Here is a 26,300-nt window from a genome sequence, read left to right on the forward strand (position 1 = left end):
GGTACGGATCGCATCGATGACGCAGACAGGATTCGAGGACGATGTCTCAGCATGTTTTTGAATGGCTCGCCGACAGCTTCGTCAATGAGGGTGTCGAAGCCTGTTTTGCGTTGCTGGGCGATGCGAACATGAACTGGGCCACCGCGCTGGCCGGCCGCGGCGTACGGATGATCCATGTCCGGCATGAACATTGCGCTGTCGCGGCGGCGACCGCCTATGCGCGCAAGTCCGGAAAGCCCGGAATTGCCACGGTAACTTGCGGTCCCGGCCTGACGCAGGTGTTGACGGCGCTGCCGGCCGCCGTACGGGCGCGGATTCCACTGGTTGTATTCGCGGGAGAAGCTCCGTTGAGTGCATCGTGGTACAATCAACAGCTGGATCAGGCACCGTTCATCGCCGCGACGGGAGCAAGTTACCACGCGCTCCACCACGTTCCCCGCATGGCGGATGGGATCCGCGACGCGTTCGTCGAGGCGAAGGAGGAGCGGCGGCCGGTCGTGCTGGGCGTGCCGTTCGATCTTCAGACGCAGAAAATCAACAATGGTGGTAAACTGCCATTGCGGTCCGATGCGGTCATGGCAAAACTCTCTCCCGTCCCGCCAAATCCGGCCGATCTTTCCCAGGCTGCGGACGTCATCGGCCGGGCACGCCGGATCGTCATCATGGGAGGCATGGGTGCTGCCGCATCGGGAGCGCGGGAAGCCTGCACGCGATTGGCGGAGAAGGTCGGCGGGCTTCTGGCGACGACGCTTCCGGCCCGCGGGCTGTTTCATGGCAATCCGTTCTCGCTGGGTATAGCTGGCGGCTTTTCTTCCACGTTGACACGTGCCTGTCTGGCTGAAGCGGATCTGGTCCTCGCCGTGGGCTGCCAACTCACCCAGCATAATCTCGACAAGGGAAAGCTGTTTCCAAAGGCCGATATCCTTCATGTCGACATTCAACCCAGAACGTTGATTCAAGGGATGACCCCTGCCCGTTACTGGTTGCGTGGCGATGCGCGCTTGTCCGTCGAAGCCCTGCTGGAAATGGTCGGGACCCAGCCCGGATGGAGGTCGGATCGATTGGCCGAAGCCATCGCCGAAGCTCCTTCCGATATGGCGGAATTCCCCGCTGAGCCAGGTTTGCTCGATCCGCGAGATGTCGTGGCCAGTCTCGATGCGGCGCTGCCGGAAGACTGGCAGATGGTCAACTCCTCGGGTCACTGTTCCTTCTATTTTGCCCATATGAACCGACCGTTCGATAAATTTCTGACAATCCGGGAATTTGGTGCAATCGGGAATGGCATCTCCTATGCAATGGGCGTTGCCGTCGCCCGTGCGGGCGACACCGTGGTGATGTTCGACGGCGACGGCTCCCTCCTGATGCATGTTCAGGAACTCGAAACCATCAGGCGCAACGGCCTGAATATCATCATCTGCGTCATGAATGACGGTGCATATGGTTCCGAGATTCACAAGCTCCGCGATGAGGGATTGTCGGATGCCGGGGCGGTTTTCGGACAAGTCGATCTCGGCGCTGTCGCCCGGGGTTTCGGCCTTGGCGGTGTCAGGGTCGAGAAACTCTCCGATTTGCCCAAACTTGTGGAAGAGTTCTCAAAAACAGGAGGTGCCGCAGTCTGGGATTTTCCCGTTTCGGATCGCATAGCCTCGCCAGTCATCCGCCGTGCCCACCCCGGAGGACATGCCGGTATCGAGCGCCAGCCAGACGATTTGGGATCGCTGTTCGGACCGGATTGAACCTTTCCCGTCACAAGTCCCCGTTCCCGGGATGCCACCAGAACGGGAATGGTGCTACTGGGTCAGGGCATCGTGATTTTCGACATCATTCAGCAACTTCCTTGTTTCGTCGACAAACTCGCCTGAGAGCGCGACGACTTCTTTGGACTTTCCACGATCGGGCGGCGATTGGGTGATGAGCGCCAGAAGCGCCTTGTCCTCGGCATCGCTCATTCGGGTCGAATACTGCCCCTCCAGTTCGGTCATGGCCTGCCGGTCGTTCCGTTGTGCGAGGGTCATGGCCAGCCGAAGGACGATTCTTGCAGCCTCGCCCCTGATCGGCGTTTCTTGTCCCATGTCCGCCAGATAGGCATGCGCCTCGCTGATGACGACAGGAGCGTTGCCGGTGGCGAATGCCTCATCGATGCGCAGTGCGCGGGCCCAGGGTTCGTTGCGTTGTGCGAGGGTCTGGTCGAGTTCGGTGCCGCGGCCAAGATCGCGCAAGGCTTCGGCGATCATGCGATCGCGCTGTGCCTGTCCGACTGTTCCAAGCGCCTCCATGGCATCGCTTCTGAGGATCTTCAAGGCCGCCTCGGCGTCGCCGGCAGCCAGGTGCATGCGGGCTGCTTGCAGGCGGATCGGGCCTCGGTCCATGATCTCATCCAGGCGGAACGTGGCCTGTCGGTCGAGCATGGCCGCAGCCACGTTGTGCAGGCCGATACCGTCGACCTCTTCCGCAAGCCGGTTGATCAGGTCGTTGCCAACCTTGCCAGTGGGCAGGAGTTCGCGATAGCGGCGATAGATCGCCAGGGCCTGCAGGGGCGTACGCTTCCAACCATCGCGCCCGGCGAGGATGTCGGCGAAGAGCACGCCCATGTCCTCGCTGATCACCCTTGCCATTTCCGGCGAGGGCGCCCGCTCGGCTGCGATCTGCCAGACTTCCAGGGCCTCTTCGGCGCGGTTGCCTTCGGCCAGTAGCTTGCCATAGCGGCGCAGGTATTTCGATTCGTCCTTCTGGCCACGCCACAACGGCCGCTCGGGCTTGAGTGCGGCAATTGCCTGATCGACAGTGATCTTGTCGAGTTTCCGCATGAGTTCCGTGATGTCGAAGGAGACATCGAGCGCCAGCGGCATGCGGGCGCTTTCCCTGGCCTGTTCCAGATAGGACAGTGCGCGTTCGTTATCGCCATCGCGCTCGAAGGCCATCGCCTGCGCCAGCCGGAACGGAGCCTCGTTTTCGGGTGTCATCGGCTGCCGGTCGAGATGGTCGATCAGCACGAAGGCGGGATCGGCCTTGCCTTCGTCGAGATAGGCCCGGATGAGATCGATGCCTAGTCGGGCCCGCATCGGCGGCCCATAGGTCTTCAGTGTCTGCAGCAGTTGCTTTTCGGTCAGATCCGCGGGAACCGGTCCGTCGTCGCGTATGCTCATGACAGCCCGCCAAAGGGCGATTTCGGGATCTTCCGCGAGATCGTCGGCAGCAAGTTCCCCGCGCGCCTCATCGAGATCGCCATCCTGCAGGTCGGCGACCGCCTGAAGGGCATCGAGGACCTTCGATGCGTCTTCCCGACTGTCCGGGGCGACTTCCGCCAGAATGTCGCGCGCGCGGTCGACATAGGTCCGGGCTTCGCGCCCGAGGCCATTGGCCAGGTACAATCGGGCCATTCGGACATGCGCCATGAACCGATGCGGAGCATCGCCGCTGACAAGGGCGGGCAGGAGTTCGCGCTTCTGCTGCCATAGAGTGGAGGGCACCTTGACGTCCACCGACCCGAGATCCAGCAGCTTGTCGGCCGCGACCTTGAGGTCGGGAGACGACGGGACATGGTGGCCACCGGGTAGTGCATCGTCATGTTGCGCGGCCGCTGCCATGTGGCCGGTATCGGGATCACTGGCATTTTCGCCATGTCCGGCATCATCTTGAGTTGCGGCGTGATCTCCTGTGGCACCTTCGCCGGTTGTGTCGTCATGTCGGGCCATGGCTGCTGCGCTGGGCCAGTTGCCCAACCGCAGACCCTCGGGCCTGTCGATCAGCAGACCCCGCTCGATCGGGATAGTCTCCAGATCAGGACTTTTGACGCTCCATACCGCACCCTGAATTGCCGGAAGAAAGGCAAGGTTGACCAGCTCCCGACTGCGGCCAATGCCGATGCCCGGCTGGTCGAAGAACGCTATGCCCAGCATGTCGCCGACCGTCGGATCGGCCATGGTGACCGCACCTTCGGAATCTTCGAGGACAAGGGCGGGATTCGGACCGACGCGCAGAAGGCCGGGTTGCTCGGGTGGAGGACTGCCGCTTCCAAACTGGACGATCCAGCCAGGTCCGTCTCGCACGACCCTGGGCATCGACCGGCCCGTCATCGCGAACCGGAAGATCGTGGAATCGGCCTGGGGTTCCTGACGGATCGAGCGAATGTAACTGGTGGCATAACGTTGCATGGCTTCGCGGTCGGCAGTGACTGAATCGACCCGGGCATGGAATCCTACCCACAGATAGCCGGCGCGCTGAAATACGGCGGCAGCTACAGGCTCGGGCCAGAGAAAGCGCAATTCGACACCGTTATCCCGTGGAGCGGCGACGACCGGCAGCTCGGCGAAATGGGGTATCTTGCTGGAGACGCGACGGACCAGAACGGAGCGATCGATCTGGGCAAGGTCTTTCTGCGGCGGTCGATGATCCCTCGATATGGACTGGCTCCCATGGGAGAGCGTCAGGTCGTGCCCATCTGCTTCACCGGAGGCGGAATGCGCATCGGATGTCACGCCATGCCCGGCATCCGATATACCGCCATGGTCCCGTGTCGTATCGGTTTGGGGGTGTTCTTCGTCGAGCTTCGCTTCACCTGTGACGGCCTGTGCCGAAGCAGACTGTTCGTTCGATGAGGAAGACGTACGGGGATCACGTGTGCCATGAGTGTCGCCGCCATGCCCCCTCGGTGCGGGAACGGGTGTCGGCGGAGGAACGTCGTGCCCCGTGCCGTGCGTTGCAGTCCCGGATGCCCGTTGGTGCGTATCGGGCGCATGTTGCCGGGCCGCTTCACCGGTGGTCATCGGAATGTCGATGACAAGCTTGTCGCCGTCGACATTCATCGTTCGGACCGGGCCAGGGTGGGCGAGCTGCAGCGACAGTGTCGATCCCTCGACATGGGCATCGGAGATCAGTTTGCGGAATTTGGCCAGTCTGGCCAATTCCTCTCGCGGCAGAAGTCCTGGAAGCGGGACAGTGATGTGCCCCTGATTGTCGCGGATCGAGCCGTCTCCGGGCATGAACGGTTCGAGAACGACACGCAGGAACGTCTCATGTTCGCCGAGCCGCAGTCGCATCGTCCCCGTGTTCGTTGTCCGCGAGTTTGCTGGCGGTCGGTCGGTGATGAAGTCGATGGCGAGGATATTCCGGTCGATCACGCTCGTTCGTGTCGTGACCGACGCCTTGAGACCGATTTGCAGCGACAGGCGATCACGCGACAGGCTCGCGGTCGTCACCAACCCGTCCAGCCTGCGCCAGGTCTGCATGATTTCGAGCGGCACAGGCCGGGAGATCTGAAGCCGCAGTTCCCGATTGCCGTTGGCCCATCGCGCTTCGATCGGGTCCGGCCACTCGATGGCGAGACGTGTGAAGTCGGCATGCTGGCCGATACGGATTGTCGGCTCCGCCGCCTGGACAGCCGGCGCCATGCCAGGCAACGCAATGAACATCAGTACCGCGATGGCCACAACTCGACAAAGGGCGCTCACGGGGGCTGAAATGCGGTTGAGCGGGTTGTCCGTCATCTCGTCATTCCCGCTGCAATCGGAAGCCGATTTCGTTCGACAGGCTGACATCGGGCGCGTCCGTGACCAGCACGGTCCGGATTTCATCCGGGGATGTGACCTTCAACACTGCATCGCCGCGGGCGAGACTGGTCTCGATGTCATCATCGCGTCCCCGTGGTACCAGCAGAATCACTTGCCGGCCGTTGGCATCGGCTGCCTGCAGGATCTCGTTGATCGCAGCCATGGCGTTCGGTGCGAGGGACCAGCGGCCGGCATTCGACGTCGCGAGGTTTCGAAGGGTCACATCGAGACCGCGCATTCCGGATCCTACCTCAAGGTTCGGGCCGAGACCGAGACTTGCAAGTCGTGTGGTCAATACCGTCGCCAGATAGCGGTCGCCCGCACTGATGACCGGCCTGTCGGGATCGGCACCATGCTTCTGCGCGTCCGGGGGGTCGGCGATGAAATCCGCCGGCAGGGCAGTCCGGGTCTCGCCATGGGGTGAATACAGATCCTCGACGCGGATGGTCTGCATCGAGAAGGTGAGGACGAAGAAGGCGAGGATCAGTGCGGCAAGATCCGTGAAGGTGGCGATCCAGCCCTGTGTTGCCGGCGATCTCCGCATGAGACCGCGGTTCATGACGGCCGGTCCCGTGAATCGATTTCGAAGACCCAGCGATAGCTGTCGGCCATGCGCAGGCCGACGGCGATCCTTTCCATCGGTGCACCGAACCTGCGCATGGTCTTGCGCAGGATGTCCAGTCGTTTGGTCATGGCCGCCCGATCGACGCCGGAAAGCCGGTCGATCGGGCCTTCGAGTATCATCGATGCCTGGGTGGCCGATCCGGGTGCCGGGTTGCCCAGACTGTTGGCGAGGCGACGCAACATGACGAGACGGTCGATCTTGAGGATGGGGCGCGGTTCGTCGAACAGCTCGTCGGGGCGCATGAAGAAGCGGAAGGCATCGGCATCGATCGTCTCCGATTCCAGGTGCAACGCGATCGAACGGCGCAAGCGAGCCACCTGAACGTCGTTGGAGGGAAGGTCAACCGCGCTCAGGTCGGTGCTCGCGCCCTCGATCACCGAAATGATGCGGTAACCTGGATTGAACGTTCCTTCCAGCGACCGGAGCACTTTCTCCGCACGTTGCTCTTCAACATCGGACATTGAAACCAGAACGGCAAAGAAAGCGACCAGCAACAATAATACACTCAAAAAAAGCTGTTGATTGGCCTGATTCCCGTTGCCGGCAGCACCATCCCGGAGCCTTCGCACCGAAACCCCGGGAGCGCCCCGGCCGGCATCGTCGGCCTCTTCGATCCTTGATGGGTTGCCGTCGGCTTGCCGGGCATCGGCGGTCGAGGTGGTCACGGTTGGTCGCTTCCACATGCGATCGCTTGCGACCGGCATCGGTTCCGCACCATGGTGCGAGCAGATTTCGATGGGCTGTAATCCATCTCCCGTTCAATCCATTCCTCAAAGATTCCCTTTTGCCGTCATGGCGATTTCACCTGACCAGGAAGATATCTAGAGGTCGAAGCTGGCGAACAACGCATCGATATCCTGCTGGGTGTTGGCCGCAGCAGGAGTCTGTGGCCCGTTGAGGAGTTTCTCATCCTCGCTCCGGTTATCCACCGCTGGCTGCTTCGATGCGCTTTTGCCCGTGCGATGGCCGAAGGCCCGCAACAGCAGATCAACCCGCGTTTCAATATTTTGCAGCGTGTTGACGATCTTCGAGATGCGCTGTCCACTAAGATCCTGAAAATTGCAGGCCTCGTAGATCTTGGTAACAGCGTTGGCCAACTTCTGACCCGGATCTTCTTCAAGCGTTGGAATGATCGCTTCGACGGCTTCACAGGCGTCGAGAATGGTTCCGGTAGCCTCCTCGAGATGAACGCCGATCGCATCGAGTTCGATGCTGGCGATCGGGATCTGCTCGTTGGAAATCTCCTCCGGACGAATCTCGCTGATTTCCTGCTTGGCCTGGTAGATATAGCGCGCAAGGGCCTCCAGCTCGCCATAGACACGGAGATCCTGCGATGTCAGATCGCCGTGCAACGAGCCGAGCAACGCTTGTGTCACATTGCCGATTTCATCAATGGATACAAGATCGCCATGCTCCTTCTTGAGCACGGCGATCCGCTCGGCCAGTGTTGCATCGAAGTTACCAGAACGATGTTTGGGCGCAGTCATTGCGTGAACTCCAAGGGCCGGCTCCGCGAAGTCAGAACGGCCCGAGCACGCTCGCGATCTTGCCCTTGAGCGTCTCTGCGTTGAACGGTTTGACGATGTAGTTGTTGACGCCCGCTTCCTTGGCCGCGATCACGTTTTCCGTCTTGCTTTCTGCGGTCACCATGATGAACGGCGTATCCTTGAGATCGTCATCGGCGCGGACGTCGCGGAGCAGGTCAAGCCCGGTCTTCGGCTGCATGTTCCAGTCCGATATGACCAGCCCGTATTTCTTTTCCTTCATCCTGGCGAAAGCCATGCTGCCATCGGTGGCTTCGTCTATGTTCTGGAAATCCAGTTGCTTGAGCAGATTCCGCACGATACGCAGCATCGTCTTGTAGTCGTCAACGATGAGTATCGGCAAATTCTTGTCGACCGCCATAAATAGGGACTCCCGGGACCAGGTTAGGATTGCCGGTGGAAGCCGCACACGGAAAGTCGCCCCCGTCGAACAGCATCCCTCCATGGAATGGGAAGGTAAGCGCAAACCGTTAACTCGCAGTTAACGCCCGAATTCGCTCGGAGTGTCGATGAAACATGGTTATTTTCGGAGGTAATCGCGGCTCTCCCGTTGTAAGCAGCCGCCGGTTGGCGCCTACTGGGTTTGGTGTCTGAAATCTAGGATACGTCGCGATAGGTGTGTCTTGGAGCAAGAGCATTGGGTCGAGTGGAGATATTGACGGGTCCGGAGTGTCGTCGGAGGCGGACGGCTCGGGAGAAGTTTGCGATTGTTCGGGCATCGCTGGAGCCGGGTGCGGTGATAGCGGATGTTGCGCGGCGGTTTGGGGTGACGCGTCAGCAGGTGTATCAATGGCGATCGGATTTCCGGTCCGGGATTTTGCCGGCACCAGCCGAAGGCGCGGCGGTTTTTGCGCAGGTGGCATTGAGTGGTGGCGAGATAACTGATGCTGTCAGCACGGGCGCGGTTTCAGAGACGGTGGAGGTTCGCCTGCATGGCGGTCGTGTGCTGGTCGTCCCCTTGACGATCGAGCGCCGGCGGCTGCAGGCCCTGATCCGGACGGTAGAGGCGTCATGATCGGGCCGGGCACGGGTGTGCGGGTCTATCTGGCCTGCGGGGTCACCGACATGCGCAAGGGGATCCAGGGCCTGGCGGCTGCGGCGCAACAGGTCATTCAGCAGGATCCGTGCTCAGGCGCGGTGTTCGGCTTTCGTGGACGTCGAGGTGACCGGATCAAGCTGCTTTATTGGGACACCCAGGGTTTCTGCCTCTATTACAAGGTGCTGGAGCATGGCCGCTTTCCCTGGCCGTCGCCCGCCGACGGCATGGTTCATCTCACCTCGGCGCAATTGGCCATGTTGTGGGAGGGAATCGACTGGCGCCGGCCAGTTTGGTCATCCCCGCCATCGCGATTTTGAGCACTCTTCGAATCATCTTCTATAGTATTGAATCATCGTTGTTTTATCCTTTTTGAATGATCTGTTCCGGGCTAGAATCCGGTCATGAAGATCCATCTCGACAACCTGCCCGACGATCCGGTGGCTTTGCGTGCGATCATCGCCGAGCAGTACCTCCGGTTAGCTTTTCCCGTTCAGGCGGAATAGCCTGAACGATCAGGAAATGCGTCGAAACAAACAGATAGAGCGTAAGCGGGCGGAGATTGGCGCATTTTACGCGTTTTGACGCTCGCTTACCATCAAATGGCGGGCACAAATTGATCGGGAAAACCAGGAAGACGACAGCCTGCCGGAGGAATACCCTGATTGGCCGGTGACCTTCTATCTCGATGAAATGCCCCAGCTTGGCTATATGCGCATCATTGAGGATGCCGTGGCCATCACCCGCAGCTATCGCATTCGGCTGTGGCTGTTCGCCCAAGACATGGCGCAGCTCAGGGAAGTTTACCCGAAATGGCAAAGCCTCCTCGCCAACTGCCGCTGCAAGATTTTCTTCAGACCGAATGACGTGGACACAGCGAAAGACATCGCCGACATCCTCGGTATGCGGAAAGACATCTGGGGCGGCGAGGATTGGGTCGCCTCCCCGCAGAAACTCATGGGAAGGGAATTCCGTGAGGATGCAGTGATCTTTCAGGACGGCTTGATGATCCGCTCCCGCATGACCGCACCCGCCCATGAAAACCCCGGCCTTCAGGCATGGATCGCCGAACAGAAAGCCGATTTTGGCGAAGAGGTCATTCGGGCACCCCGTGCCGAACCGCCCGCCGCTCCCCTGCCGGGCGACATACCGCCCCCGGACCCGTCAGCACCTGACGGCAGCGGGGCAATCGCCGACACCCCCAAAAGTGAAGGCTCAGTTCGCATTAGCTGTTGATGGTCAACCGCAGCCATTCACGATGGTCCGGAACATCGGGCTTTTTGTCGAGCACGTGGTGCCATGCCAGATAGTTCGGCAGGTATTTTTTCGTGGCGACGCCGTTGAAGGCGGCGATCCAGCTCTTGAGGCGGCTGTGGCGGGCGTTGGCGTTCTGGATGTGCCAGCTTCTGTCGCGGACATGCTCGCCCTGGCGGCTGTTGACGGGCTCGTGATGGATGCCGTGGCGGTCGGCAACCAGGCGGAAGGCCGCGTGGCTGTCGGTACATAGGACGCCGTCGGCGGGCAGGCTGGCGCCGATGGCGGCGTCGATGGCATCGGCACTGCGGTCGGCCAGAACCGCCGCGCGTGTCGATCCGGTGCGGTCGCGGGCGACCAGCACGGCACCTGCTCATCGCTCAGACCGCGCTTGCGGGCCGGTGTGGCGCGTCTTTTGGGCGGACGCGGCGGCGGATCGACCTGTTTTCGCCAGCACCGCGAACCCTTGAACGAACGCCGGAAGAAAGTCTCGTCGGCCTCGACGATGCCCGAAAGCGCCTCGGCATCGGCCACGCCCGCCCGAAGAAAACGATGCCGCCAGCGAAAGCTCGTCGCCACCGCCACCCGGCACACTTTCGCTGCCTTGCGAACAGTGTCACTTCGGGAAAGGCAAGCGGTGAAGCTCGACCATTGCGCCTTCTTGCGCAGGCGCGCCAGCGGTGTGCCGGTCAGCGCATTAAACGTCCGGCTGCAGGCCGCACATCGAAAACGCCGCAACCCATGACTCTGACCCCACGGCTTCGAACCTTCCGCCCGGCAATGCGGGCAGGCCGGTTCCGGGCGAAGGCGAGCTTCCAGAAGCCCGATCACCACCGCCTCGTCCCCGCCACCGGCAAGCGCCGCTTCGAGCCGTTGTTTCTGCTCAACGTCAAGGCGAGCAACCATCGAAAGAAACAGTTCGAATTCCTCATTGCGCATCAGTCGGTTCTCCCAAATCTATAGAGAACATAACACGAACAACAGCTAGTGGGAACTGAGCCACGGGAAAAGCTTGAACTTGTCATACCTCCAGGGTGTCGGTATTTTCTGGCGGTATGCGTATTTGTGCGAGGGAAGGTCCATGGAAACGGCGACGAAACGAAAAACATCTCTGACACTTGATGCCGATGCACTCGATGCAGCGCGGGAGTTCGGCGTGAATGTCTCGGCAGTTGCCGAGGAGGCTCTTCGCCGCGCCGTTGCAGATGCCCGCCAACGCCGCTGGATCGAGGAAAACCGTGAGGCGTTTGCAGCACAAGCTGAGTGGCACGAGCAAAATGGTCATCCCTTGGCAGATATTATGGCAGGGCCGGCGCACACAACATGGAGCAACTGAGACGCTTCGATATAGCAGTTCATCGAAATGTCATGATGGTCGTTATCGAAAGCGAGCTTCTTCCACAGGATCCGGCGGTTGTCGTTATACCGTTGCTACGCGATTATCCCGCCGTCCGGCATCTGAACCCTGCAATACGGGTCGGAGATGAACATCTGGTGTTGGCCACGCGGCTTATCGGAGCAGTTCGGCGCGCGAGTTTGAGGCGTGTGGGAAATGCTTCGGAGCAAGGAAATGAAATCACACGAGCCGTCGACGTCTTGATGATAGGAGTCTAGCCTCAAGGGCACCTTCAATATTGCAAGAGAATAAGGACGTTATCTTATCCCACAAGTTTATCTTTCATAGAGTGTAAATGGTTTGGCCTACGAAAACAAGTTTTGTAGGGCCGCGCCGCGGGCGCCGGTCGGTGTGTGGTCTCGGCGGCCGCCGGCTCAATCACCCTGGAGTGGGAAGGGTGCTGAGCTTGTAACCCTTTTCACCATCTGCTAGACCAAACCACGCAAGATTTTCTCGCGCCAGACCATGACTTAGCACCATTTCAGGAAGTTCTCCGCTTGGCCGAACCCGATCAGCCCAAGAGCTTCGATATCGTTCCGATCGTGGACGAGATGAAGCGCTCCTACCTCGATTACGCCATGAGCGTGATCGTCAGCCGTGCGCTTCCCGATGTCCGCGACGGCCTCAAGCCGGTGCAGCGCCGCATCCTCTACGCGATGCGCGCGAATGGCTACGATATCGGCAAGCCGCATCGCAAGTCGGCACTGATCGTCGGCGATGTGATGGGCAAGTACCACCCGCATGGCGACAGTGCGATCTACGATGCGATGGTGCGCCTCGCCCAGGATTTCTCGATGCGCCTCGTGCTCATCGACGGCCAGGGCAATTTCGGCTCGATGGACAACGATCCGCCGGCGGCAATGCGCTACACCGAGGCACGACTTGCGCGTCCGGCAGCGGCCCTGCTCGATGATATCGACAAGGACACGGTCGACTGGCGACCGAACTATGACGAGTCGATCGAGGAACCGACGGTCCTCCCGGCGCAGTTTCCCAACCTGCTGGCCAATGGTGCCGGCGGCATTGCCGTCGGCATGGCGACCAACATCCCGCCACACAATCTGGGCGAGCTGATCGACGCCTGCGTGACGATGATCGAAAAGCCCGACATGGATGTGGTCGAGCTCATGGAGATCATCCAGGGACCGGATTTTCCCACGGGTGGCATCATTCTCGGTCGTGCGGGCATTCACCAGGCGTATTCGACCGGCCGCGGCAGCATCATCGTCCGCGGCAAGGCGGGGATCGAGGAGATCCGCAAGGATCGTCAGGCGATCATCGTCACCGAGGTGCCCTATCAGGTCAACAAGGCGCGCATGGTCGAGCGCATCGCCGAGGTGGTGCGCGAGAAGCGGGTCGAGGGTATCGCGGACCTGCGCGACGAGAGCGACCGCCACGGCGTGCGCGTGGTCGTGGAGGTCAAGCGCGACGCCGACGCCGATGTGGTCTTGAACCAGCTCTACAAGTTCACACCGCTGCAGACGAGCTTCGGCATCAACATGGTGGCGCTGAACGGCGGCCGGCCGATGGTGATGAACCTCGCCGAGGTGCTGCAGGCGTTCCTCGAATTCCGCGAGCAGGTGATCCTCAGGCGCACCGCCTTCGATCTGGCCAAGGCCCGCGACCGGGCGCATGTGCTGGTCGGGCTTGCCGTCGCCGTCGCCAACATCGACGAGATCATCGCGCTGATCCGCGCCGCGCCCGATCCGGCGACCGCCAGGGCCAACCTGCTGGCGCGCGTCTGGCCGGCGGAGAACATCCTGCCGCTTCTTCGCCTCGTTGAGCCCGCGAAGGACGGCGAGGAGGATGCTTCGACCTACCAGTTGAGCGAAACCCAGGCCCAGGCGATTCTCGATCTGAGATTGCATCGCCTTACCGGTCTCGAACGCGAGAAGATCACCGACGAGCTCACCGAGATTGCGAAGAAGATCGAGGAGCTGCTGCTGATTCTCAACGATCGGGGCCGTCTGCTCGAAGTGATGCGCGAGGAGCTATTGTCGGTGAAGGAGCGCTTTGCCGATCCGCGCCGCACCTTCATCGACACGGATGCCGAGATCGATATCGACATCGAGGACCTGATTCCCCGCGAGGACATGGTCGTCACGGTGACGATGAAGGGCTACATCAAGCGCGTGCCCCTTTCGACCTATCGTGCCCAGCGGCGCGGCGGCAAGGGTCGGGCCGGCATGAAGACCCATGAGGACGATTTCGTCAGTCGCATGTTCGTTGCCAACACCCACACGCCGGTGCTGTTCTTTTCTTCGCTCGGGCGTGTGTACAAGCTCAAGGTCTACAAGCTGCCGCTGGGAAATCCACAGGCGCGCGGCAAGGCGATGATCAACCTGTTCCCGCACCTGTCCGAGGGCGAGACAATCACCGCCATCCTGCCGTTGCCCGAGGACGAGGAAACCTGGGGCGAGTTGTCCGCCTTCTTCGCGACGGCATCGGGCAAGGTCCGCCGCAACGCCCTTTCCGATTTCACCCGCGTTCCGGTCAACGGCAAGATCGCCATGGGCCTCGACGACGCCGACCGCCTGATCGCCGTCGATGTCTGTGACGACGACCACGACGTGCTTCTGGCCATGGCTGGCGGCAAGGCCATCCGCTTCCCCGTTTCCAGCGTGCGGGTTTTCAAGTCGCGCAGCTCGGAAGGGGTTCGCGGTGTCGACCTTGCAGCAGGTGACGAAGTTATCTCCATGTCGATTATCGACCATGTGGAGGCGACCAGCGAGGAACGCGATGACTACTGCCGTGTTTCGGGCGCCATGCGTCGCGGCGACAGTGATGTGCCGGCCCTGCAGGCCATCGACCGGTCCCGCTTCGAGGAGATGCGTTCCCGTGAGCAGATCCTGCTGACCATCACGATCAACGGTTATGGCAAGCGCAGCTCGGCCTTCGAGTACCGCGTCACCAATCGTGGCGGGCAGGGCATCATCAATATCGAGACCTCCGAGCGCAACGGCATGGTCGCGGCCACCTTCCCGGTGGATGACGGCGACCAGGTCATGCTGACCACCGACAAGGGCAAGATGATCCGCATCCCCGTGGGCGGGATCCGGGTGGCAGGGCGCAATACCCAGGGTGTCACGCTGTTTCACACCGATGCCGATGAGCATATCGTCTCGGCCGCCCGTCTCACGGAAACGGACGAGGGCGACAGCGAGGAGCTCGACAGCGATGGCTGAGGCATGATCGATTTCCCGCCCGCGGCCTTCACATCAATAGTCTGTCAACACGCTGTTAAATGCTGTCCGGTATAAAGGGTTCTTGCCGGCCGTTGTCTGCAGACCTTGAATGGGTCTTGAGGAGCCGGGAGGAGACGTTGATGGCCCACCGAGGCGATGCGTTGCTGCAGGCCCTGTCGATGTCGATTCGTGGCCTCCAGTCTTTCCGGGAGACTTGTCAGCGGAGCGGGGGCAGAAGTGCCGGGATCTGCGACTATTGCGGTTCGACGATCCCCTGGAGCCAGTACCATTGCTCCGGCTGTGGGGCTGCCGCGCCGCCTCAGGTGCCGGCCGTTGCAGCAAGCGATTCTCCGGATCGCCGCTGGGTCGTGCCCTTGCTGCTGTGCATGGTTTTCCCGCCGGTGCTCGTGATCGTCGCTCCGATCCTGTTCGTGCGATGGATCCGAAGGCCGAACCGTGGCTGGATCGTTCCCGTTCTCTTCTGCCTGCTCTTTCCACCGGCCGTGATCGTCGTTGCACCCGCGCTTCTGTGGCGGTCGCCCGCAAGACAATAGAATCTTGCCGTCAGGACGGTCCGACGTCGCCTTTCGGGGGCCTTTCGGTGGTGGCACGAGGTGGTTTTGCCGGGCGGGGGTTGATGAGCAGGGCGACCTTGTTCATGAAGTCCGCGTCATTGCCATCGACGACAAGCGGTATGGCCTGGGTGATCGCTTCGAGAAGGGGGGCCAGCCAGTCCCGGTCCGTCTTGGAGAAGTCGCCGAGCACATGGCTCAAGACCCGATCCTTGTGGCCCGGGTGACCGATTCCTATCCTTACCCGGCGAAACTCCGGAGTGCCGATGCAGGCAGCGATGCTGCGCAGTCCGTTGTGACCGGCAACACCGCCGCCCAGCTTGACCCGCACCTTGCCCGGAGCGAGATCGAGTTCATCGTGCAGGACGATGATGTTCTCGGGAGCCACACGATGAAAACGGGCCGCTTCGGCGACGGCACGTCCCGATTCGTTCATGTAGGTCTGCGGCTTCAGCAGCAGGACCCTCTGGTTCCCTAGCTGGCCATCGGTCGACTGGCTCTGGAACTTCCTGCGCCAGCCCGGCAGGCGGAATGCCTCGACAACCGAATCCAGAACCATGAAGCCGACATTATGCCGGTGTCTCTGGTATCGGTCGCCCGGATTTCCCAGTCCGACAACGAGCTTCAATGGCCAGACTCGCCCAAGATGAACATATCGAACTCCGGAGCATTTCCCCATGGGGCACCATCGGGAAATGCCGGCTGTTCGTTTCGATGCATCAATTCTTCGGTCAGGTAATCTCTCCCAACTGAAGAAAACCTACTCTTCGTCGCCGCCCTCTTCTTCCTCCTCGGCCTCGTCGCCTTCCTCGCCGCCGCTCGGCCCGCGGCCGACGACGGTGCAGATGGTGAAGTCGCGATCGGTGATCGTCGGCGTCACGTCGGCAGGCAGGGTGATATGGCTGATGTGCACGGAATCACCGATTTCGCACGTGGCCAGATCGACCTCGATGGCCTCGGGGATATGGTCGATCGGGCAAACCAGCTCGATCTCGCGGCGCACGATGTTGAGCACACCGCCCCGCTTGATGCCCGGACAGGTTTCCTCGTTGAGGAAGTGGACCGGGATTTCCAGGGTGATCGTCGCACCCTTGGCGGCCCGCATGAAATCGACATGCAATGGAAAATCACTGACCGGATGAAGCTGGGCCTCGCGCGGAACCACGCGGATCTTGTTCTTGCCATCGTCGTGCAACTCGACCACCGAGCTGAAGAACCGGGGGTTCATGTCGAGCTGGCGGCGGATTTCGCGGTCGGAGACGGCAATCTTGGCGGGCTCGCCCTTGCCACCATAGACAATGGCGGGCAGCCAGCCTTCGCGACGGAGCGCGCGCGCGCCACCCTTGCCGGTACGCTCGCGGGGCACGTAGATCAGGGAAACGGTATCGGACATGGTCACTCCTTGGCCCCTCCGGCATGCCGCACCATGCGCGCACCCCGGACAGGCATGTGTCAGGCGGGATAGTCCCGCCCGGTTGAACTTCTCTTAGTCGAAAAGACTCGATACCGAGCTTTCCGAGGAAATCCGGCTGATTGCTTCGCCGATCAGTTGGGCCACCGACAACACGCGAATCTTGTCGGTCACACGGACACCCTCCGTCGGCCGGATGCTGTCGGTCAGGACCAGCCGGTCGAGCGAGCTGGCAGCCACCTTGGCCACGGCCCCTCCCGACAACACGCCGTGTGTTACATAGGCCTGTACCGAGCGGGCGCCTGCCTGCAACAGCGCATCGGCGGCATTGCAAAGCGTTCCACCACTGTCGATGATGTCATCAACGAGAACGCAGTGCTTGCCGGTACAGTCGCCGATGACATGCATGACTTCCGAAACGCCCGCACGTTCACGCCGCTTGTCGATGATCGCCAAAGGTGCGTCAAGCCGCTTGGCCAGACCGCGCGCCCTGGCGACGCCGCCAACGTCCGGTGAGACGATCATCAGGTCGTCAATACCCAGATTGTTGGCGATGTCGGGCGACAGCAGCGGCGTCGTGTAGAGATTGTCCACCGGGATGTCGAAGAATCCCTGGATCTGGCCGGCATGAAGTTCCATCGTCAGGACGCGGTTGGCGCCGGCCTCGGTGATCAGGTTCGACACGAGCTTGGCCGAAATCGGCGTACGCGAACCGGATTTGCGATCCTGACGCGCATAGCCGAAATAGGGAATGACGGCGGTGATCCGGCGTGCCGACGCACGGCGCAGGGCGTCGATGCAGACAAGCAGCTCCATCAGGTTGTCATTCGCCGGGTAGGACGTCGACTGGACGATGAAGACATCCTCGCCACGTACGTTTTCGTGGATTTCGACAAATACCTCCATGTCGGCAAACCGGTGTACCGTGGCACGGGTGAGTTCGACGTGCAGGTAATCGGCAATAGCTTCGGCCAAGGGCCTGTTACTGTTCCCGGCGAGAAGCTTCATGCAGAATTTCCGAAGGCGGTGACAAGGTTGCGCGCTCCATAGCAGCGAGGTGCACGGAAGTAAACGCAAACAGCCCGCGGCACGGTCCGTACGGATATCCATGCATCATGCCGTCGCCGGCCTGCCCGGGCGTCGCGGTTGCGACCTCTACCAGTCTTTCACGTAACAGGCCGGTGGCACCAGGCAGGGCTCGATGCTTGCGAACTGCTGCAGGAGTGGCCCATCGTCATGCGGATATTCGCGCGAAAGCAGCAGTCCCTGGGGAAGATGCTGCCACATGCCATCGGCTGAGAACGAGAACATGGGAACATAGTTGGGCCGGGACGTGTCGGGCACAAGCTTGTCATCCAGATTGTCGAGAAGGAGATATTGCCGGTCCCGAAACAGGGTTACCACGGCATGTACGCTATCCGTGGCCTCGTCCTTGACGACTGCCATCCGCAGGGTGTCGCTTGAAACCCCGAGATTGGCCAGTGCCACATATTTTGCGATGGCGTAGTCGTCACAATCGCCGCCGCGTCCCAGGAACTCGAGCGGGCTCGCCCAGTAGTCGCTCTTGCCGAACTGCCGAAGGTCCGACCTGTAGGGATGAAGGTTGATGAAACGGTTGATTTCCTCGATGGAAGCGAGCGCAATACGGCCTGTCTGGCGGCGCGAGAGGGAAAGCCAGCGCCGTGTCGCCTTGTTGGGACAGCGGGCGGAATCGTTGCGGCAGGCGATGTAGGTCGCCCGCTCCTTGTCGATCTTTTTCTGCAATGCCCGCCATTTTGACCACAAGTGGCCAGCTTCGACCCTCAGTTCGATCGTGCCCGACAGCGCGACGGGTGGGATAGCGTGACAGGTCCGCCACGGCGCGACCAGCAGGATGGCTGTCGCAAACAGGATTCTGAAAATCATCCGGCGTCTCATCTTCTTGTTTGTCCGACATACGGCGTTCAGACGCCGAACAACAAGTTTACGATGAAAATGCCTGATATTTCAAAGAGTTGCTATTCCTATAAGTTGAATAAATACTCAAAATATTCTCCCTCCGATTGAAAATACTTTTTTGTACCTGCAACCGGAGGGAATGATGAAATCAGCCGCGCTGATCGATCTGCGGGAAGGGACGGTGCTGTGGTCCGACATAGAGCTGGCGGGGGCGACCGATCTTCTGCTCGGGATCCTCGATCATCTCGTTCCACTGGGCGATCCAGCCGACGGTGCGGGCCAGCGCGAAGATGGCGGTGAACATGCGGGTCGGAATGCCCATCGCCTCAAGGATGATGCCCGAGTAAAAATCGACATTGGGGAACAGTTTGCGTTCGCGGAAATACTCGTCTTCAAGAGCAATGCGTTCCAGTTCCCTCGCGATGGCCAGCTTCGGATTGTGCTTCTGGCCGAGTTCCGCCAGCACCTCATCGGCACTCTTCTTGAGCACGCCGGCGCGCGGGTCGTAGTTCTTGTAGACCCTGTGGCCGAAGCCCATGAGCCGGAACGGGTCGTCCTTGTCCTTGGCCCGGTTGATGAATTCGGGGATGTGCTCGGGCGAGCCGATCTCCTCGAGCATGTTGACGACCGCCTCGTTGGCGCCGCCATGGGCAGGACCCCAGAGACTGGCGATACCGGCTGCGATGGCCGCATAGGGGCTTGCGCCGGTGGAGCCGACGAGACGTACGGTCGAGGTCGACGCGTTCTGCTCGTGGTCGGCGTGGAGGATGAAAATGCGATCGAGCGCACGCGAGAGGGTGGGGCGCTCCTTCCACGGCTCGCAGGGCACGCCGAACATCATGTAGAGAAAGTTTTCAGCGTAGGACAGGTCGTTGCGCGGATACATGAACGGCTGGCCGACCGAGTATTTGTGCGCCATCGCCGCAATCGTCGGGATCTTGGCGATCAGCCGGTAGCTGGCGATCATCCTGTGGTGCGGGTCGTCGGTATTCAGGTCCTCGTAATAGAATGCCGACAGCGCACCGACGACGGCGATCATGACCGCCATGGGATGGGCGTCGCGTCGGAAGCCGCGGAACAGGTAGATGATCTGGTCGTGGATCATCGTGTGATGTGTGATGTCGTGCTCGAATTGGGACTTTTGCGCAGCCGTCGGCAGCTCGCCAAACAGGATCAGATACGCGGTTTCCAGAAAATCGCTCTTTTCCGCAAGATCCTCGATCGAATATCCGCGATGCAGGAGAATGCCTTCCTCACCGTCGATGTAGGTGATCTTCGAACGACAGGCGGCGGTCGAGGTGAAGCCGGGATCGTAGGTGAAACAGTCGGCTTCACCATATAACTTGCGGATGTCGATGACATCCGGTCCGATGGTTCCTGCTTCCAGCGGCAGTTCGATGGGCGCGGCGCCATCGACGGTCAGGGTCGCAATACGGGCCTTGGCCGTGTCGGTCATACTATGTCTCCATCTTGCTGTTTTGTCAGAGCGCCGGCAGGCAACTCCCCCCTCGATTGTAGTCAACCTAGACCGAGTTTTGCATACGCTCAATCCTCATGCTGCATTGCGGGGTTGCGGCCAGATGCAGCATCCATCAGCCGACCGGAGACTTCCTCCTTGCCGAGAACATGCATCACCTCGAACAAGCTCGGCGATGCAGCACGGCCGGTGATGGCCGCGCGAAGGGGTTGCGCGACCTTGCCGAAGCCGACGCCCTGTTCCTCCGCAAAACCACGCAGGTCGTGTTCCAGCGCTTCCTCGCTCCAGTCGGCTACCGCTTCGAGCCGCTCCCGGACGGCCGTGAACAGGTCCTGGGATGCACCCGCTATCATCCTGGCCGCCTTGGCCTCCACCGGTACCGGCCGGCTTTCGACGTAGATTCTCGCGGCATCGGCCAGCTCGACAATCGTCCTGGCGCGCGAGGCGAGGCCGGGCATGCCCGCCACCAGTCGTTTCATCGCCGTGCCGTCCACAGCGAATCCCCCGTCCTTCAGGAGAGGGGCTGCAAGCCCGGCCAGTCGCGCCGGGTCGGCGGCCTTCATGTAGTGGGCGTTGAGGTGGGCGAGCTTGGCGAAGTCGAACCGTGACGGCGAACGGCCCACGGCGTCCATGTCGAACCAGGCGATGGCCTGATCGCGATCTATCACCTCGTCGTCGCCGTGTGACCAGCCGAGACGCAGGAGATAGTTGCAGACCGCTTCGGGAAGATAGCCCATGTCGCGATAGGCGTCGACGCCGAGCGCGCCGTGGCGCTTGCTGAGCTTGGCGCCGTCGGGGCCATGGATCAGGGGCATGTGGGCGAAGGCCGGCGCGCTGTGGCCCAGCGCCTCGAACAGGTTCTGCTGACGTGCGGCATTCACCAGGTGGTCATCGCCGCGGATGATGTGCGTGATGCCCATGTCGATGTCGTCGACCACGACCGACAGCATGTAGGTCGGCGTGCCGTCGGCACGCAGCAGGACCATGTCGTCGAGCTGGCTTCCGGCGATGCGGACAGTTCCCTGTATGAGATCTTCGACAACGGTATCGCGATCGGTCGGGGCCTTGAAACGGATGGCCGGATCGATGCCGGGAGGAGCCTCGGACGGGTCGCGGTCGCGCCAGCGGCCGTCATAGAGTGTCGGCCGTCCGGCCGCCTTGGCCTCCTCGCGCATGGCTTCCAGCTCGGCTGGCGTGCAGTAGCAGCGATAGGCGAGCCCTTTTGCCAGCAGACGTTCGACCGCAGCCTTGTGGTGATCGAGCCGGGCGAACTGGAAGATGGCAGGTTCATCCGACTCGAGCCCCAGCCATGAAAGGCCGTCGAAAATGGCGTCAACCGCAGCTTGTGTCGATCTCTGCCGATCGGTGTCCTCTATCCGGACGAGATAGCGACCGCCATGGTGACGGGCAAACAGCCAATTGAACAGTGCCGTCCGTGCGCTACCGATGTGCAAGAAACCTGTAGGCGAAGGAGCAAAGCGAACAACTACACTCATGGTTGCTTTCGGCATCATTATATGGTGAATGAGAGGTTCCGCCACTAGCACAATCGGTCAAGCCTTGCAGCAATACCTCAGATTCCGGGCTGGTCCGCTCTTCCGTCGACCGGGTTTCGCATGGGTACGACCGGTTCGTCTTGCCCGGTATCTGCGGCTGCTGATCGAGCTCGAACACCAGCGCTGGTTCCTGTGGATGCCGGTGGCGTTCGCGACGGGTATCGCCATCTTCTTCTCGCTGGATACCGAACCCGGATTCTGGCCGGCCGGCGCCCTGTGCCTCGCGACCATCCTCGTCGCAACGGCATGGCTGCCACGGCACAACAAGATCGCATCGTGGCTTGTCGTTCTGGGGATGCTGGTTCTGGCGGGTTTCGTCGTTGCCCAGTGGCGCAGCGCTCGTCTTCAGGCCCCCGTGATCGAGAAGCGGGGCACCTATGAGATCGTCGGACGTATTGCCCTGGTCGAGCCGCGTGCCCGCGGACCACGCGTCTTGCTTGAAGACCTGCGGATCGAGGGGGTCGACGCGGACCGGACGCCGGTCAGTGTCCGGGTCACGCTGAAGGGCACGAAACCATGGGTGAGTGCCGGCGATGTCATTGCCGTCAAGGCACGGTTGCAGGCGCCGGGCGGCCCGATGCTGCCCGGGGGGTTCGATTTCGCCCGGAATGCCTATTTCAGCCAGCTTGGCGGTATCGGCTTCGCCTACCGGCCGGCGGCGATCGTCGAACCCGCGACCGACAGCGCGATTCGCGGTGCGATCGCCCGGTTGCGCGCCACCATTGCCGAGAGGGCGCAGGCCGCCATTCCGGGTGCCGAGGGCGCGGTCGCGGCGGCCCTGGTGACGGCCCTTCGCGCGGACATTCCCGACAAGGTCTGGCATGACATGCAGATTGCCGGTCTGGCCCATCTGCTGGCCATTTCCGGCCTGCACATGGGGCTGGTGGCGGGCACGCTGCTGCTGTTCTGCCGCTATGGCCTGGCGCTGATCCCATGGCTCGCGCTGCGGGTGCCGGTCGTCAAGCCGGGTGCGGCCATAGCGCTCGCGGCATCCGCGTTCTACCTGCTGCTTGCCGGTGCCACCGTGCCCACGCAGCGCGCCTTCTTCATGACCTCGGTGGTTCTCGTCAGCATCATGATCGACCGCAGTCCGCTTTCCATGCGGCTTGTGGCGGTGGCGGCGATGATCGTGCTGGTCTTTCAGCCCGAAAGCCTGCTCGGGGCATCGTTCCAGATGTCATTTGCCGCGGTGGTGGCGCTGATTGCGGCCTATGAGCGCGAATACCGCATCGCGGAAACGACGGAAAGCGAACCGGACCAGCCGCCGTCGGCCATGCATCCGCTCCTGCGCTATTTCATCGGCGTCACGCTGACCACACTGATTGCCAGCCTCGCGACGATGCCCTTCGCCGCCTACCACTTTCAGCGAATTTCCCTTCTTGGCGTCGTTGCCAATCTGGTGGGCGTTCCGTTGACCGCCTTCTGGATCATGCCGGCCGGGTTGCTGGCACTGGCCGCCATGCCCTTCGGTCTCGACGGGATCTTTTTCACGGTGATGGGTTGGGGAATTGCGATGCTGCTCGACGCTGCAGCCATCGTGGCGTCGTGGCCGGGAGCGGGTGTGCAGTTGCCGCAATTGCCGATCGTGGTGATTGTCCTGACCGTGCTGGGCGGGTTGTGGCTCTGCCTGTGGCAACAGGTCTGGCGATGGGTCGGGGTACTCCTGTGGCCGGTTGCCCTGCTGGTCGCTGTCATGCACCAGCCGCCGGATCTGCTCGTCGACCGGGCAGGCAATCTGGTGGCGCGGATGCTGCCTGACGGGCGCGTGCAGATGGTTCGCTTCCGCAAGGATAATTTCGTCGAGGAAGGCTGGCTGCGGGCTCTCGGCGCAGAGCGGCCGGTCGACGCGCCGGAGCCGGGAGGCCCGCCTGTGGATGGCATGTCCTGCGATGATGGTGGCTGCCGCTTCCGGCTGGGCGGGCACACCATCAGCCTGGCCAGGACGCCGGCTGCCGCGATCGAGGATTGCCGGGAGGTCGATCTGGTGATTGCCCTGCGCACCATCGACAGGTGTCCCGACGGCACGCGGATGGTCGGATCACGCGATCTCTGGCTGTCGGAAGGTATCGCGCTCACCCTGCGCCGCGGCCATGCCGATATCCGGGAAACTGCTGCCGGACGCGGAGTGCGTTACTGGACTGAAGTTTACCAAAAATTCAATCATAAGTAGAATATTATTTGATGTTAATCGCGAAAACGAGTATTCTCATGATCGTATCGGAGTTGCTGCCATGACACCGTCGACATTTCCGTCAAAGTGGCGGACAGGGCTGGTCTGTGCCTTTCTTGCCGTGTTTTTCCACGCTGCCCTCGTATTGGCCGGGCACCCTGCCGCGGCGCTTCCGGTGAATGACGACCAACGGGCGACCACCATGATGCTGCTGCTGGCACTGGGCTTTCGCCCGGAGGCGTTGTCGCCGGAGACCACGTTGCCCGCCGCCGGTCCGCAGGACGATGATGTGCAGCCGTCCGCCGGTGCGGTTTCACCCGCGGCCCGGCCGGCCGGAAAGGGCGGCGAAGCGGCGGTCCGGGCCGGCGGCAATGGGTCGTGGCTGCTGCATGTTCCCGACGGCAATGCCGAACCGATGCCATGACGGCGGGATCCGGTTCCCCGAATGACGACGCCTCGCTGCTCTACATCCTTCGCGTGATCGGCGGATATCGCTGGCTGATCGGCGGCGCGGCTGCCCTCAGCCTCGGTACGGCCCTGCTGGTCCTTGTCATGGTCGAGCCGGTCTATCTCGCCCGGTCCATGATCCTCGTCGAACCGGCGCGCGAGGGCCGGCCCGACGAGGCGGTGGCCGAGGTGGGGATCGTCAACGACAGCGCGGCCATCGAGAGTCAGGCGAAGATTCTGGCATCACGTTCGATGGCACACCAGGTCATCGAACGTCTCGGGCTGGTCCGGGATCGCGAACTGGGCGATGACGGCGATCTTGAGACCGCAATCCGGTCCTTCATCGACCGCGTGCAGGTCGAACGCGACGGACGGACGAACGTCATTGCCGTCGGCTTCCGGTCCCGCGAGCCGGTCAAGGCCGCGCGGATCGCCAACGAACTGGCCTCGCTCTACATCGCGGACCAGCTGAGGGCCAAGCACGAGAGTACGCGCCGCGGCACGGAATGGCTGAGTGTCCAACTCGAACATGCCCGCCTTCGCTTCGAACAGGCCGAAGCCGCCCTGCATGACTATCGTGCGGGAATCCAGCCGACCTATGCCGATGCCGAGGTCCTTCACGGCATCGACATCGCGAATCTCAAGCGTGACCATATCGCGGCGCTGGCCGATATGGCGGCCCGGCGGGCGCGGCTGGAGCGGGTTCGCAGGCTGGTCAACACGCAATCGGGTGTTCAGGCGTTCGAGGAACTGGGCGGTTCGGCCGTGCTGCAGAACCTTCATGCGCTGAAGAACCAGACGATGAGGCAGGAGGCCGAGCTCTCCACCGACTTTGGCGTTCGCCATCCCAGGCGGCTCGACCTGCACAACCAGATCACCCGCCTCGACCTGCAGATCGCCACCGAACAGCGGGCTCTCGTCAGCCGGATGCAGAGCGAGCTGGATGAGGCCGTGGCGCGCGAGCGCACGCTGCGTCGCGAACTGGACAACCTGAAGGATCAGACGCTGGCGCAGCGCGAGGCCGAGACCCGCATGGCCGAGCTCGAACGCGAGGTCGAGATGGCGCGCCGGCTGTATGAGAGGTATCTCGGGCGCTTCGAGGCGGTTGTGGATACCGAGGAGACCCAGCGTGCCGATGCCCGGTTGATTTCCGAGGCGGTGCCGCCGCTTCGTCCCGTGGCACCCGATCCCGTCATGGTGGTCAGCAGCGCGCTGGTCGCCGGAATCGCCACTGCGCTCCTGTTGATCTATCTGCTTGAGCAGCGTGACCGGGGCTTTCGCGGCGGCCAGCATCTCGAAGCCACCATCGGGTTGCCCTGCATTGCCCATGTCCCCGTGATCTCCGGACGCGTCACCGGAGGGGTGCCGCCGCAGGATTACGTGGTACAGCAATCCCGGTCGCGGCTGGCCGAAACCATGCGCGGGCTGATCGCATCGCTCGATCTTGCCGATCGCAGACAGCGGGCGCGGGCCGTCCTTCTGACTTCCGCCGTGCCGGACGAAGGCAAGTCGACACTGGCTGCCTGTCTTGCCCGGGTGGCGGCCCAGGATGGACTTCGCGTGCTGTTGATCGATGCTGATCTGAGAAAGCCCACCTTGCATGAACTTCTCGAAACCGAAGCGGAAACCGGGCTGCAGGAGATCCTGCGCGGCGAGAAGCGGGTGGGCGAAGTCCTTCAGCATGACGCACCTACATCGCTCGTGTTGATTCCCGGCAAGCCGCGCAGGGACCAGCCGGCGCGGCTTCTCGGGCGGGAGGGGCTCGGGGCGCTGATCGAGAGTGCGCGCGACGATTTCGACCTCATTCTGGTCGATTCCGCTCCGCTGATGGCGGTTGCTGACGGTCGGTTGATTTCGCGAATGGTAGATGCAACCCTGTTTGTCTGCCGCTTCGACCACACCCCTCGTGCCATCGTAACCCGGTGCGTCGAGCAGCTGCGCGAAGCCGGCGCCGTGCTGGCGGGCGCCGTGCTGACCCGCGTCGACCCGGTTCGCCTTGCCCGCTACGGAGCCGCTGAATCCCGCATTCATCGCCGCGACGTTGCCGCCTACTATGCCGACTGACCTGCCATCCGGGCGTATTCCCCCTGCGATGCAGCATGTCATGGACCCTGCGGCGAACATCTGCTAACCGTCCTGC

24 protein-coding genes are annotated in these 26,300 nt (G+C 61.9%); 12 read left to right on the top strand and 12 right to left on the bottom strand.

Translation table 11 applies throughout. The features are described from left to right. Positions 1-41: 41 nt before the first annotated feature. Entirely contained in the window at positions 42-1,736 is a 1,695-nt protein-coding gene (locus tag H6851_05420) for a thiamine pyrophosphate-binding protein (protein ID MCB9943046.1), read from the top strand. A gap of 54 nt (positions 1,737-1,790) precedes the next feature. Here H6851_05420 and H6851_05425 read toward each other — a convergent pair whose 3' ends face one another. The 5 genes from H6851_05425 to H6851_05445 all read right to left on the bottom strand — a co-directional run bounded on the left by H6851_05425 (position 1,791) and on the right by H6851_05445 (position 8,079). Then, a complete protein-coding gene (locus H6851_05425) occupies positions 1,791-5,486 on the bottom strand; it encodes a tetratricopeptide repeat protein (protein ID MCB9943047.1) in 3,696 nt (1,231 codons plus the stop codon). A gap of 4 nt (positions 5,487-5,490) precedes the next feature. Next, positions 5,491-6,108, bottom strand: coding sequence for a hypothetical protein (locus H6851_05430; protein MCB9943048.1), 618 nt, complete (start codon positions 6,106-6,108; stop codon positions 5,491-5,493). After that, complete coding sequence (locus tag H6851_05435; protein ID MCB9943049.1) at positions 6,105-6,839, bottom strand: hypothetical protein; 735 nt, start codon at positions 6,837-6,839, stop codon at positions 6,105-6,107. Before H6851_05435 ends, H6851_05430 begins: the two co-directional genes overlap by 4 nt. Before the next feature lie 156 nt (positions 6,840-6,995). Then, on the bottom strand, positions 6,996-7,661 hold the full coding sequence (locus tag H6851_05440) for a protein phosphatase CheZ (GenBank protein ID MCB9943050.1): 666 nt from the start codon (positions 7,659-7,661) through the stop codon (positions 6,996-6,998). Positions 7,662-7,692: 31 nt separating this feature from the next. Beyond that, positions 7,693-8,079 carry a response regulator gene (locus H6851_05445; protein ID MCB9943051.1) on the bottom strand — a complete coding sequence of 129 codons (387 nt, stop codon included), beginning with the start codon at positions 8,077-8,079 and terminating at the stop codon, positions 7,693-7,695. A gap of 276 nt (positions 8,080-8,355) precedes the next feature. Between H6851_05445 and H6851_05450 the strand changes: the two genes are divergently transcribed. The 3 genes from H6851_05450 (at position 8,356) to H6851_05460 (ending at position 9,990) form a co-directional block, all read left to right on the top strand. Next, entirely contained in the window at positions 8,356-8,733 is a 378-nt protein-coding gene (locus tag H6851_05450; GenBank protein ID MCB9943052.1) for a transposase, read from the top strand. Further along, complete coding sequence (gene tnpB, locus H6851_05455) at positions 8,730-9,074, top strand: IS66 family insertion sequence element accessory protein TnpB (GenBank protein ID MCB9943053.1); 345 nt, start codon at positions 8,730-8,732, stop codon at positions 9,072-9,074. Before H6851_05450 ends, tnpB begins: the two co-directional genes overlap by 4 nt. A 277-nt stretch (positions 9,075-9,351) precedes the next feature. Then, complete coding sequence (locus H6851_05460; GenBank protein ID MCB9943054.1) at positions 9,352-9,990, top strand: TraM recognition domain-containing protein; 639 nt, start codon at positions 9,352-9,354, stop codon at positions 9,988-9,990. Here the strand turns inward: H6851_05460 and H6851_05465 are convergent. Next, positions 9,980-10,372, bottom strand: coding sequence for an IS1595 family transposase (locus tag H6851_05465; GenBank protein MCB9943055.1), 393 nt, complete (start codon positions 10,370-10,372; stop codon positions 9,980-9,982). The two genes, H6851_05460 and H6851_05465, sit on opposite strands and share 11 nt — an antisense overlap. 287 nt (positions 10,373-10,659) lie before the next feature. Between H6851_05465 and H6851_05470 the strand changes: the two genes are divergently transcribed. From H6851_05470 to H6851_05490, 5 genes are all read left to right on the top strand, one after another. Continuing rightward, positions 10,660-10,971 (top strand): hypothetical protein, encoded by a 312-nt coding sequence (locus H6851_05470; GenBank protein MCB9943056.1) that lies wholly within the window; start codon positions 10,660-10,662, stop codon positions 10,969-10,971. A gap of 118 nt (positions 10,972-11,089) precedes the next feature. Further along, positions 11,090-11,344, top strand: a complete 255-nt coding sequence (locus H6851_05475) for a type II toxin-antitoxin system CcdA family antitoxin (protein MCB9943057.1) — start codon at positions 11,090-11,092, stop codon at positions 11,342-11,344. Then, positions 11,332-11,622, top strand: coding sequence for a CcdB family protein (locus H6851_05480; protein MCB9943058.1), 291 nt, complete (start codon positions 11,332-11,334; stop codon positions 11,620-11,622). The genes H6851_05475 and H6851_05480 overlap by 13 nt, the downstream gene beginning before the upstream one ends. Before the next feature lie 333 nt (positions 11,623-11,955). Further along, a complete protein-coding gene (gene gyrA / locus H6851_05485) occupies positions 11,956-14,589 on the top strand; it encodes a DNA gyrase subunit A (protein ID MCB9943059.1) in 2,634 nt (877 codons plus the stop codon). A 140-nt stretch (positions 14,590-14,729) separates the two neighbouring features. Then, a complete protein-coding gene (locus H6851_05490) occupies positions 14,730-15,143 on the top strand; it encodes a hypothetical protein (GenBank protein MCB9943060.1) in 414 nt (137 codons plus the stop codon). A 10-nt stretch (positions 15,144-15,153) separates the two neighbouring features. Here the strand turns inward: H6851_05490 and H6851_05495 are convergent, their stop codons facing one another. From H6851_05495 to H6851_05520, 6 genes are all read right to left on the bottom strand, one after another. Continuing rightward, positions 15,154-15,789, bottom strand: coding sequence for an aminoacyl-tRNA hydrolase (locus H6851_05495; GenBank protein ID MCB9943061.1), 636 nt, complete (start codon positions 15,787-15,789; stop codon positions 15,154-15,156). A 132-nt stretch (positions 15,790-15,921) separates the two neighbouring features. Beyond that, positions 15,922-16,554 carry a 50S ribosomal protein L25/general stress protein Ctc gene (locus tag H6851_05500; protein MCB9943062.1) on the bottom strand — a complete coding sequence of 211 codons (633 nt, stop codon included), beginning with the start codon at positions 16,552-16,554 and terminating at the stop codon, positions 15,922-15,924. A 93-nt stretch (positions 16,555-16,647) separates the two neighbouring features. Continuing rightward, positions 16,648-17,580 (bottom strand): ribose-phosphate pyrophosphokinase, encoded by a 933-nt coding sequence (locus tag H6851_05505; GenBank protein ID MCB9943063.1) that lies wholly within the window; start codon positions 17,578-17,580, stop codon positions 16,648-16,650. A 147-nt stretch (positions 17,581-17,727) separates the two neighbouring features. Continuing rightward, positions 17,728-18,477 carry a transglutaminase-like cysteine peptidase gene (locus H6851_05510; GenBank protein MCB9943064.1) on the bottom strand — a complete coding sequence of 250 codons (750 nt, stop codon included), beginning with the start codon at positions 18,475-18,477 and terminating at the stop codon, positions 17,728-17,730. Between the two features lie 181 nt (positions 18,478-18,658). Then, positions 18,659-19,966 (bottom strand): citrate synthase, encoded by a 1,308-nt coding sequence (locus H6851_05515; protein ID MCB9943065.1) that lies wholly within the window; start codon positions 19,964-19,966, stop codon positions 18,659-18,661. Positions 19,967-20,055: 89 nt separating this feature from the next. Then, complete coding sequence (locus tag H6851_05520) at positions 20,056-21,483, bottom strand: glutamate--tRNA ligase (GenBank protein MCB9943066.1); 1,428 nt, start codon at positions 21,481-21,483, stop codon at positions 20,056-20,058. A gap of 64 nt (positions 21,484-21,547) precedes the next feature. Between H6851_05520 and H6851_05525 the strand changes: the two genes are divergently transcribed. From H6851_05525 to H6851_05535, 3 genes are all read left to right on the top strand, one after another. Beyond that, a complete protein-coding gene (locus tag H6851_05525) occupies positions 21,548-23,713 on the top strand; it encodes a ComEC family competence protein (protein MCB9943067.1) in 2,166 nt (721 codons plus the stop codon). 61 nt (positions 23,714-23,774) lie between these two features. After that, the gene (locus H6851_05530) at positions 23,775-24,137 is read left to right on the top strand and encodes a hypothetical protein (GenBank protein MCB9943068.1); all 363 of its coding nucleotides are present in this window, start codon (positions 23,775-23,777) and stop codon (positions 24,135-24,137) included. Then, entirely contained in the window at positions 24,134-26,224 is a 2,091-nt protein-coding gene (locus H6851_05535; protein ID MCB9943069.1) for a polysaccharide biosynthesis tyrosine autokinase, read from the top strand. The genes H6851_05530 and H6851_05535 overlap by 4 nt, the downstream gene beginning before the upstream one ends. Positions 26,225-26,300: the final 76 nt, after the last annotated feature.

The sequence above is a fragment of the Geminicoccaceae bacterium genome, assembly GCA_020638465.1.
Classification (GTDB): Bacteria; Pseudomonadota; Alphaproteobacteria; order Geminicoccales; family Geminicoccaceae; genus JAGREO01.